The sequence below is a fragment of the Nocardiopsis halophila DSM 44494 genome, from assembly GCF_000341245.1.
Classification (GTDB): domain Bacteria; phylum Actinomycetota; class Actinomycetes; order Streptosporangiales; family Streptosporangiaceae; genus Nocardiopsis_A; species Nocardiopsis_A halophila.
In genome coordinates this window covers 1-8,974 of record NZ_ANAD01000206.1, presented here as the reverse complement: position 1 = coordinate 8,974, position 8,974 = coordinate 1, and the positions used below count along the sequence as shown (strand labels likewise).

General features: G+C 75.0%; 9 protein-coding genes. 7 read left to right on the top strand and 2 right to left on the bottom strand.

The window, feature by feature from the left end:
* The coding region (locus D450_RS34315; RefSeq protein WP_206539666.1) for a hypothetical protein at positions 1 to 185 on the top strand (185 nt) is incomplete at its 5' end.
* 132 nt (positions 186 to 317) lie between these two features.
* Here D450_RS34315 and D450_RS0123600 read toward each other — a convergent pair.
* Positions 318 to 572, bottom strand: coding sequence for a DUF2630 family protein (locus tag D450_RS0123600; RefSeq protein ID WP_017541094.1), 255 nt, complete (start codon positions 570 to 572; stop codon positions 318 to 320).
* A gap of 161 nt (positions 573 to 733) precedes the next feature.
* Between D450_RS0123600 and D450_RS0123595 the strand changes: the two genes are divergently transcribed.
* From D450_RS0123595 to D450_RS0123575, 5 genes are all read left to right on the top strand, one after another.
* Entirely contained in the window at positions 734 to 2,215 is a 1,482-nt protein-coding gene (locus tag D450_RS0123595; protein WP_017541093.1) for an FGGY-family carbohydrate kinase, read from the top strand.
* Positions 2,167 to 2,829 (top strand): histidine phosphatase family protein, encoded by a 663-nt coding sequence (locus tag D450_RS0123590; protein WP_017541092.1) that lies wholly within the window; start codon positions 2,167 to 2,169, stop codon positions 2,827 to 2,829. The genes D450_RS0123595 and D450_RS0123590 overlap by 49 nt, the downstream gene beginning before the upstream one ends.
* Positions 2,830 to 4,029: 1,200 nt before the next feature.
* Positions 4,030 to 5,511 (top strand): FGGY family carbohydrate kinase, encoded by a 1,482-nt coding sequence (locus D450_RS35315; protein ID WP_017541091.1) that lies wholly within the window; start codon positions 4,030 to 4,032, stop codon positions 5,509 to 5,511.
* A 250-nt stretch (positions 5,512 to 5,761) separates the two neighbouring features.
* Positions 5,762 to 6,049, top strand: a complete 288-nt coding sequence (locus D450_RS0123580; protein ID WP_017541090.1) for a metal-sensitive transcriptional regulator — start codon at positions 5,762 to 5,764, stop codon at positions 6,047 to 6,049.
* Positions 6,050 to 6,083: 34 nt separating this feature from the next.
* Positions 6,084 to 6,290: a heavy-metal-associated domain-containing protein gene (locus D450_RS0123575; RefSeq protein ID WP_017541089.1), complete on the top strand. Its 207-nt coding sequence runs from the start codon at positions 6,084 to 6,086 to the stop codon at positions 6,288 to 6,290.
* Positions 6,291 to 6,592: 302 nt separating this feature from the next.
* Here the strand turns inward: D450_RS0123575 and D450_RS0123570 are convergent, their stop codons facing one another.
* Positions 6,593 to 7,951, bottom strand: a complete 1,359-nt coding sequence (locus tag D450_RS0123570; RefSeq protein ID WP_039820877.1) for an NAD(P)/FAD-dependent oxidoreductase — start codon at positions 7,949 to 7,951, stop codon at positions 6,593 to 6,595.
* Positions 7,952 to 8,218: 267 nt separating this feature from the next.
* Here D450_RS0123570 and D450_RS0123565 point away from each other — a divergent pair, with 267 nt between their 5' ends.
* Complete coding sequence (locus tag D450_RS0123565; RefSeq protein ID WP_017541087.1) at positions 8,219 to 8,731, top strand: hypothetical protein; 513 nt, start codon at positions 8,219 to 8,221, stop codon at positions 8,729 to 8,731.
* The last annotated feature ends 243 nt before the right edge of the window (positions 8,732 to 8,974 follow it).

The window sequence follows — 8,974 nt, the reverse complement described above, 5'->3', positions numbered from 1 at the left end:
CCACCACGCCAGCGGACACGCCCCTGGGGCGCACTCATGAACGTAGGGGCGGCATGAACCTCTTCCAGGAAGTCTTCCAAGGCGTTCACGGCCTGTCCGCGCCACCGGCGACGGATCATCTGGCCGTCGTCGACGCGTGGCTCGGGGCTCTGCGTGCCGCAGGCGGCGTCTCCGCGACCCCCTGAGCGGATCACCTGCTCGTCTGAGCCACCGGAGCCGGCCGGTCTCGCAGGCGACGCGCCCGCGGACATGGCGGCGATCCACGAAGGCGGGGGGTCAGAGTCCTGGACGGGGCTTCAGCCCTGGTCCACACCCGGTCACTGCCAATAACCTTCGACTTCTGAGGCCGGGCGGACGCGGGCCTCGGGGGCCTCGTCTCCGTACTCCTCTTGGGCGCGGCGCTGGCGGAGCAGGTCCCAGCATTGGTCGAGTTCGGCGGCGACGCTCCGCATTCGGGCGCGCTCGTCGGGCGTCAGGCGGTGCTCGCTCTGCTCGCGCAGCGCCTTCTCCTCGCCGATCAGCTCGTTGACCCGGGAGAGGATGTCCTTCTCCGCCCGCTTTTCGTCGCTCATGAGCCAATGGTCGGCCGCCGGCTTCCGGACGGCAAGCCTGGCGACCGGCGTTTCCGCAGCTCGCCGCGGGAACAGTGAGGCGGAACAGGCCCCCGCGGCGACCCCACTGCTTCACATATACTATGTGAACTTAACATCGCTATTAACATTCAGGAGGCGACGTGGCGGATCCTTCGGCGCCGCTGTGGGTCGGCATCGACGTGGGCACCCAGGGCGTCCGGGCGGTGGCGGCGCTCGACGACGGCACGGTGGCCGGCCAGGGGGCGGCCCCGCTGCGCGGCACCCGCCGCGACGGCCGCCATGAGCAGGACCCCGAGCACTGGTGGGAGGCGGTGGGCGCGGCCTGCCGCACCGCGATGGAGCAGGCGGGCGCCCGGCGCCCGGTCGGGGGCGCGGCGCTGTGCGCCACCTCCGGCACCGTGCTCGCCGCGGACCGCGCCCTGCGCCCGCTCGGCCCGGCCCTGATGTACGACGACGGGCGCGCGGCCGCGGCCGCCGAGGACCTGATCGCCGCCGCGGGCGAGGAGGCCTGGCAGCGGGTCGGCGCCCGCCCCCAGCCTTCCTGGGCCTTCGCCCGGCTGGCCCTGCTCGGCCGCCGCGCCCTGCGGCCCGGCCGCGGCGACCTGCTGCTGCACCAGGCCGACTTCCTCACCGGGCGGCTGAACGGCGCCCCGACGGCCGCCGACACCAGCCACGCCCTCAAGTCGGGGGCCGACCCGATGGCGGCCGCTTGGCCGGACCCGGTGGTGGAGGCCATGGGGGTGCCCCCCGTCGCGCTCCCGGCGCTGACGGTGCCGGGACGCCCTGTCGGCACGGTGTGCGCCCGGGCGGCCGCGCACACCGCTCTTCCGCAGGGCACGCCCATCGTGGCGGGGATGACCGACGGGTGCGCGGCCCAGCTCGCCTCCGGGGCCTTGGAGCCGGGCCGGTGGAACGCGGTCCTGGGCACCACGCTGGTGCTCAAGGGCACCTCCGAGCAGCGGATCTCCGACGGCGCCAGCGGCGTCTACAGCCACCGCTCCCCCGACGGCAAGTGGTGGCCGGGCGGGGCCTCCAGCACCGGTGCGGGGGTCCTGGCCTCGGCGTTCCCGGGGACCGACCCGGCCTCCATGGACGCCGTCGCGGACCTGGACCGCCCCGCCTCGGCCGTCGTCTACCCGCTGGCGGGCCACGGCGAGCGGTTCCCGTTCGCCGCCCCGCAGGCGCGCGGATTCACCCTCGGTGCCCCGGCGGACGAGGCCGACCGGTACGCGGCCACCCTGCAGGGGGTGGCGTTCGTGGAGCGGCTGTGCTTCGAGCGGCTGGCGGAGCTGGGGGCCCCGGTGAGCGGCCCGGTGCGGGTGACCGGCGGTGCGGTGGCCGGCGCGCGGTGGACACAGCTGCGGGCGGACGTGCTCGGGCGGGCGCTGGAGGTGCCGGAGAACACGGCACCGGCGTTCGGCATGGCGCTGCTGGCTGCGTGCGGGGGCGGGCCGCCCGAGCGCGTCGCTGCGCGGATGGTGCGGATCCGCGCGACAGTGGAACCGCGCGCCGAGGTCGGCGAGCGGCTGGAAGGCGCGTACAGGCGGTTGGTCGAGGAGCTCGCGGAGCGCGGGTGGACGGACGCCCCGGCCGGGGCGGGAGCACGGAGGGGACTGCGGTGACGGAGCCGACGGAGCTGGTCGTGGTTCGGCACGGGGAGACGGTGTGGCACCGGGAGAACCGGTACGCCGGGTCGAGCGACGTGGCGCTGACGGAGAACGGCGTGCGGCAGGCCGAGGCGCTGGCGCGGTGGGCCGCGACGGCGGGGCTGAGCGCGATCGTCAGCTCGACGCTGAGCCGGGCCGCGGACACGGCCGCTCCGGCGGGCGAGGCCGCGGGGCTGGCGGTGGCGGCCGACCCGCGCCTGGTGGAACAGGACTTCGGCGACGGTGAAGGGCTCACCTCCCGGGAGATGCGCGAGCGGCTGGACGGGGCGCGGGAGCGCTTCGAGCTGGACCCGTTCCGCAACCCGCTGCCGGGTTCGGAGGACCCCGTGAAGGCGACCGAGCGCGGGGTGGCGGCCCTGGCCGACGCGGCCCGGGCACACCCGGGCGGGCGGGTCCTGGTGGTGGCGCACGGGACGCTGATCCGCCTGGTCCTGTGCCGGTTCCTGGGCATGGACGCGGGCCGGTACCGGAGGGCCTTCCCCAAGGTCGGAAACTGCCGCGGCGCACGCCTGCGGTGGGAGGAGGGCGAGGTGGGCCTCCTGGGCTTCAACGAGCCCATGGAGGCCTGACCGGAGGCCGGTGGGCCACGCGCGGTCCAGCAAGATCACCAACGACGGAGCAGCCGGGTGCCCCACGTCCGGGCTCCGGCCGGGCGGCGGGCTCCTACGGTGCAGGGAGGCGGACGGTTCCCCGGGGCCCTCCGGTCGGCCGCCAGGCCGCTCGCGGTCCCGGAAAAGCAGTGGCGACGGAGCAGCCGGTGCCCCGCTCACTGGCCCCGGCCGGACGGCGAGTTCTGGGTGGTCCGGGTGGCCGCGGGGCCTGCTCGCACGTGTCCGCGGGGCCCGATCGGGCACACCGGGCACCCCTGCGATCAGTCACCCCCTTTGACCTGCACTGATCCGGACCATCCGGGCGATGGGAGGGGGTGTCCGGGGCAGGGTGCGGGCCGAAAGGGCCCGGCGGGGCATCGTGAGTGGTGATATCGCCACCCAATGTGCAATCGCGTGGCAATATCACCACTCACGATGGGGTCCGCCCCTTTCGGCGGGCGGCTCCGGGTGGCGCGGCCCCCTGACCTGAGGCGCCTCGTCGCCACCGGCCCTCCGGGACCGCGAGCGGCCAGGCGGCCGACCGGTGGCACCGGGGAACCGCCCGCCTCCGTCGTCGCCGCCTTTTCCTTGACCGGCGACGGCCCGCTCCCCGGCCGGGGCCCAGAAGCGGGGCACCGGCTGCTCCGTCGCCGCCGCCTTTCCGGAACCGAGAGGGGCCAGGCGGCCGACAGGCAGCACCGGGGAACCGGCTCACCTTGTCGTCGCTGCCCATCTCCCCACACCCCGGCGGCCCGAGACCCGGGCAGAGGCCGTGAGCGGGGCACCGGCTGCTCCGTCGTCGATGATCTTGCTGGACCGCAAGAGGCCAGGCGGCTGCCCCGCGACCCCGGGGAACCACCCGGCTTGGTCGTCGCCGCCCATACCCCTGCACCGCAGGGGCCCGACACCCGGCCGACGTCCCTGAGCGGGGCACCGGCTGCTCCGTCGCCACCGGCCCTCCGGGACCGCGAGCGGCCAGGCGGCCGACAGGCAGCACCGGGGAACCGCCCCTCCCCCACACCCCGGATCTGACCTCGTCGGACCCCGGGTCGCCGACCGATGACCCGGCTCTACCACCGGCGGGGGTTGACGTGACCTGGACCATAACCGTATTAGTAGGATGCAATCACCACACATGATGTTAATTTCACATTCATTTTGATCGAACGGTGGCGGCGGATGGACATCGGCGTGGACGTGGGCACCTCCCTGACCAAGGCGGTGGCCTTCGACTCCCAGGGGCGCGAGGTCGACACCGCCTCCGTCCCCACGGCCCTGGAGCACCCGGCGCCCGGCCATGTCGAACAGGACGCCGAGGCGGTCGTCTCCTCGGTCGGCGCCGTCGTGCGGGCGCTCGCCTCGCGCCTGGCCGAGCCCGTGCGCCTGGTCGCCCTCACCGGGCAGGGCGACGGGCTCTGGCTGCTGGACCGCGACGGCCGCCCCGTCCGCCGGGCCATGTCCTGGATGGACGGCCGCGCTTCGGGAATCATCACCGAGTGGGAGCGCAGCGGCGCCGCCGCCGAGGTGTTCGCCGCCACAGGAGGCGCCCTGTTCCCCGGCGCCCAGGCCGCGCTGCTCGCCTGGGCCGACCGCGCCGAGCCCGGCTCCCTCGACCGCGCAGCCACCGCCGCCTACTGCAAGGACATGGTCTTCCAGCGCCTCACCGGCGTCCGCGCCACCGACCCCTCCGAGGCGTCGATGCCCTTCGGAGGCTCCTCCGAGGGCTACAGCGCCTCCGCCCTGCACGCGACCGGCCTGGAGCACCGCGCCGGCCTGCTCCCGCCGGTGCACGACGGCCCTCCCCTGGCCGCGCTCGACGCCGCCGGAGCGGCGCTGACCGGCCTGCCCCAGGGCACCCCGGTCTCCTCCGGCCCCTACGACCTGCCCGCCTGCGCCCGCGGCGCCGGGGTCACCCGTCCCGGCGACGGCCTGCTCATCGTCGGCACCACCCTCGCCTGCCAGGTGGCCCGCACCTCCGTCGAGACCACCGGCACCCGCGCCGGGATGTCCCTGGCCACCGGGGCCGGCGACTACCTGCGGGCGATGCCCGCCATGGTGGGCACGGCGAGCCTGGACTGGGCGCTGCGGCTGACCGGACGGCCGGTGGAGGACCTGGAGTCCCTGCTGGAGGGGTCGCCGCCGGGGGCGAACGGCCTGCGCGTGCTTCCCTACCTGGCCCCGTCGGGCGAGCGCGCCCCCTTCGTGTCCCCCTACGCGCGCGGGGAGCTCGACGGGCTCAGCCTCCACCACGGCCCCGCCGACGTCGTCCGCGCGGTGTGCGAGGGGATCGCCTACGCTGCGCGGCACTGCCTGGAGGCCGCCGGGCTGCAGGGGCGGCTCACCCTGTGCGGCGGGGGCGCCCGCAGCCGCGCGTGGGTCGGGGTGTTCTCCGCCGTGCTCGGCCGCCCCGTCGCCCTGGCGCCGGGGGCCCAGGCCGGCGCGCGCGGCGCGGTCCTGGCTGGCCTGCGCGTCCTGGGTGAGGAGGCCGACGAGGCCGCGTGGACCGGCGCCCCCGTGTCGGCCGAACCCCCGCGGGAGCTGGTCGAGGCCTACGACGAGGGGTTCCGCCGCTACCTGGCCCGCCTTGCGGCCTCCCGCCCCCTCTGGGAGGCGGACGCGGCGGCCCCGGCCCCCGCGGGAGGCGCCCTCAGGCCGGCCTGAACGCTGCCGCCCGGAGGGGGACCCCCGGCCCGCCCCCTCGACGGCGGGGCGGCAGGGCCTCCCCCACCGGATCGGACGGCCGTACGGCGCGGACCTCCCGGGCCGTTCCTCCCCGTGTTCGCCGGTATGTCCCCCCGGTCGGCGCGCCATAGGGTTGCCCCGCGAGGAATGCCGGTGAACCATGCCAGGTTGGATACCGCGAGGGGGTATATTGATGGACGCAGACTCTGACGAGCAGGGGAGCACCCGGATGGCGACCTACGGCTACCACGATGACAAGCAGAGCCACATCAACCGGCTGCGCCGGATCGAGGGCCAGGTCCGCGGGTTGCAGCGCATGGTCGAGGACGACAACTACTGCATCGACATCCTGACCCAGACCGCCGCGGTCAACAAGGCGCTGCGGTCCTTCGCCCTGTCGATGCTGGACGAGCACCTCAAGCACTGTGTCGGGCACGCCGTGGCCAACGGCGGCGAGGAGGCCGACGAGAAGGTGCGCGAGGCGTCCGAGGCCATCGCCCGCCTGGTGCGCTCCTGACCGTCCCCGGAGCGAACGGAAAGTGAGGCCCCCAATGGCCGGCACCACCATCACGGTCAGCGGAATGACCTGCCAGCACTGCGTCAGCTCGGTCAAGGAGGAGGTCGGCGAGATCGCCGGCGTGACCTCGGTCGAGGTCGACCTCGGCAGCGGCCGCGTCGACATCACCAGTGACGAGCCCATCCCCGCCGACCGCCTCGCGGCCGCCATCGACGAGGCCGGGTACACCGTCACCGGCTGACCCGGCGCCGCACCGCCACCGACGAGCGCGCCCGAACCCCGCGGGGTTCGGGCGCGCTCGCGTCCCCGTCCCACCGGCGGCCCCGCGGACGGCCGCCCGTTCCTCTCGGGATCCGCCGCGGCTCCGGACGGCGCGGACGCGCCATCGGCGGAGGGCCCCGGAGCCTGCGCCGCCCGGTGTTCCGCACGCCGCGCCCGGCCTGCGGGCGGGGCGCTTCCGCGGCCCGTCGGTGCGCACGAGTCCGCGCCGGCCGGACCCCGAGCCGTCGGGGCCCGAGCCCGCCGCCGCCCGGCGGAAGGACGCTAATCCCCGCCGGTCTCCTTCAGGCGCTTGGCCTCCGCCTTGGCCGTGTCGCGGTCCAGGTAGTGGTCGCCCTCGATGTCCACGAACGCCGTCGGCTTACCGTGGTGGAAGCCCAGGCGCGCGACCTCGCCCCCGAGCATCGCGTCGATCACCCAGTTCGCCAGCACGCGTGCCCGCGACGGCGCGGACGGAACCGCAGCCAGGTGGTAGGCGCGCGTCACCCCGAGCGCGGGCAGCCCGCTCAGCTCGTACCCCAGCGGCCGGGCCAGCGCGTCCTTGCCGCTCAGGTCGACCACCAGCCCCAGGTCCTTGTGCACGAACGGCGCGAGCGGCCGCCCCAGCAGGGACGCGACCACGTTGTCGGCCACCACCGTGCCCTGCCGCTGGGCGAACTGCGCCGTGGGCGGGCAGTAGCCGCCCTCGTCCTTGACCAGGTCCGGCACGGCGGCGGCGTCGCCCAGCGCGAACACGCCGTCCAGGCTCTCGGCCGCCATGTCCGCGCCCACCACGAGCCGCCCCCGGTCGGTCTCCCCGTCGAGGGTGGCCATCAGCGGGCTGGGCGTGGTGCCCGCGGTCCAGATCAGCGTGCGGCAGGGCAGCACCCGGCCGTCGGTGAGCGTGACCCGGTTCTCGGTGACCTCCTTGACCGAGACCCCCAGCTTGACCTCGATGCCCAGGCCGCGCAGCAGGTCCAGGGCCTCGTCGCCGAGCTTGGTGCCCAGCTCGGGCAGGATGTGGGGGGCGATGTCCACCAGGTGCCAGCTGATCAGCGAGCGCAGCTCGGGGTAGCGGCGTGCCATGTCCTCGGTGAGGCGCTCCAGGGACGCGGCGGTCTCCACGCCGGTGTAGCCGCCGCCGACGACGATGAACCGGCAGCGCTCCTCGCGCTCGACCGGGTCGTCGCTGGCATTGGCCAGCTCCAGCTGGGCCAGCACGTGGTCGCGCAGCACCACGGCCTCGGCCAGGTTCTTGTTGCCGAAGGCGTGCTCGCGCAGGCCGGCGATGTCGAAGGCCCGGGTCAGGCTCCCCGGCGCCAGGACCAGGCGGTCGTAGCGCTCGTGGGTCATCTCGCCGTTGATCTTCTCGACCACGACGGTCCGGGCGTCGGTGTCCACGCCCATGGCGGTACCGGGCACCATGCGGGTCCGGCGCAGCACGCGGTTGAGCGAGACCGCGATCGACTGGGGCGTGAGCAGCCCGGAGGCGACCTGCGGCAGCAGCGGGCTGTAGAGCATGTAGTCGTTGGGCGCGATGAGCACGATCTCGGCGGCCGCCCGCGGGATGCGCCGCTCCAGCCGACGCAGCGCGTGCAGCCCCGCGAACCCCGCACCGATGACCACGATCCTGGGACGTGCCATTGTCGAACCACTCCCCCTTCGACGGACCCGCTGCCCGGGCGTCCCCGTGCCGAAACTAACCCCTCGCCGCGCCCGCGCGGCGGCCAACGCGCCCGGTCGGCGCACCTTTTGGCGGGGGTTTGCGCCGGTCCGCATTCCGATACCAGAGGTTCAGCCGCCCATGACCCTGCGATGATCACACATGGTTACGATTTGATATCGGAATGTGATCGTCGGGCCCCGTTCCCGCCGATCACCCGGATCGACCGACCCGAGATAGGGGAGATCATGAAGCGTGTCAGCAAGGCGGCGGCCGTCGCCCTGATGACCGGTGGCCTGGTGTGCGCGGGCGCGACCGCCGCCACGGCGGAGGAGAAGCCCGCGGTTCCCGAAGCCGACCTGATCGCGAACATCACCGCGGTGTGCGAGGCGGCCTCAGAGCTGGACGCCGGCGAGGCCGCCGAAGGCACGCCCGTGGAGGACGTCGAGGGCGCCGCCGAGGGTGCCGCCGACACTGCCACCGACGCCGCAGGCGAGGCGGGTGAGGCGGCCGAGGCGGGCGAGTCCGTGGACACCGAGGCCGCCACCGGTGCCGCCGACGACGCGCAGGCCGAGCTGAACGCGGCCGTCAAGAAGCTGTGCGAAACCGCGGAGGGCGTCGACCTCGATGCCCTTGGCGACGCCCTGGGCACCGTCGAGGGCGCGACCGGGGGTGTGGACACGGGCGCGGTGGACGGCGTCACCGAAGGTGTGGACACCGGCGCCGTCGATGGCGTGACGGGCGGCCTCGGGCTGAACTAGCGCCGACTCGGTCAGGGGCCCGATGGGCCCCTGACCGGGGACCGCGGTTCGCGAGGCCGTCCGAGAACGGCGCAGCGGGTGCCCCGCTCACGGCTTCTCGCCGAACGCCGGGTCGGCGCCGGTCGTGGAAGAGGGCGACGACGGCGCAGCCAGCGCCCCGCTCCGGGCCGATCGCCGACAAACAGGCCACCGGGGTGCCAGGTGGAAGGCGGCGACGACAAAGGGCCGCGGCCCTTGCGGTAG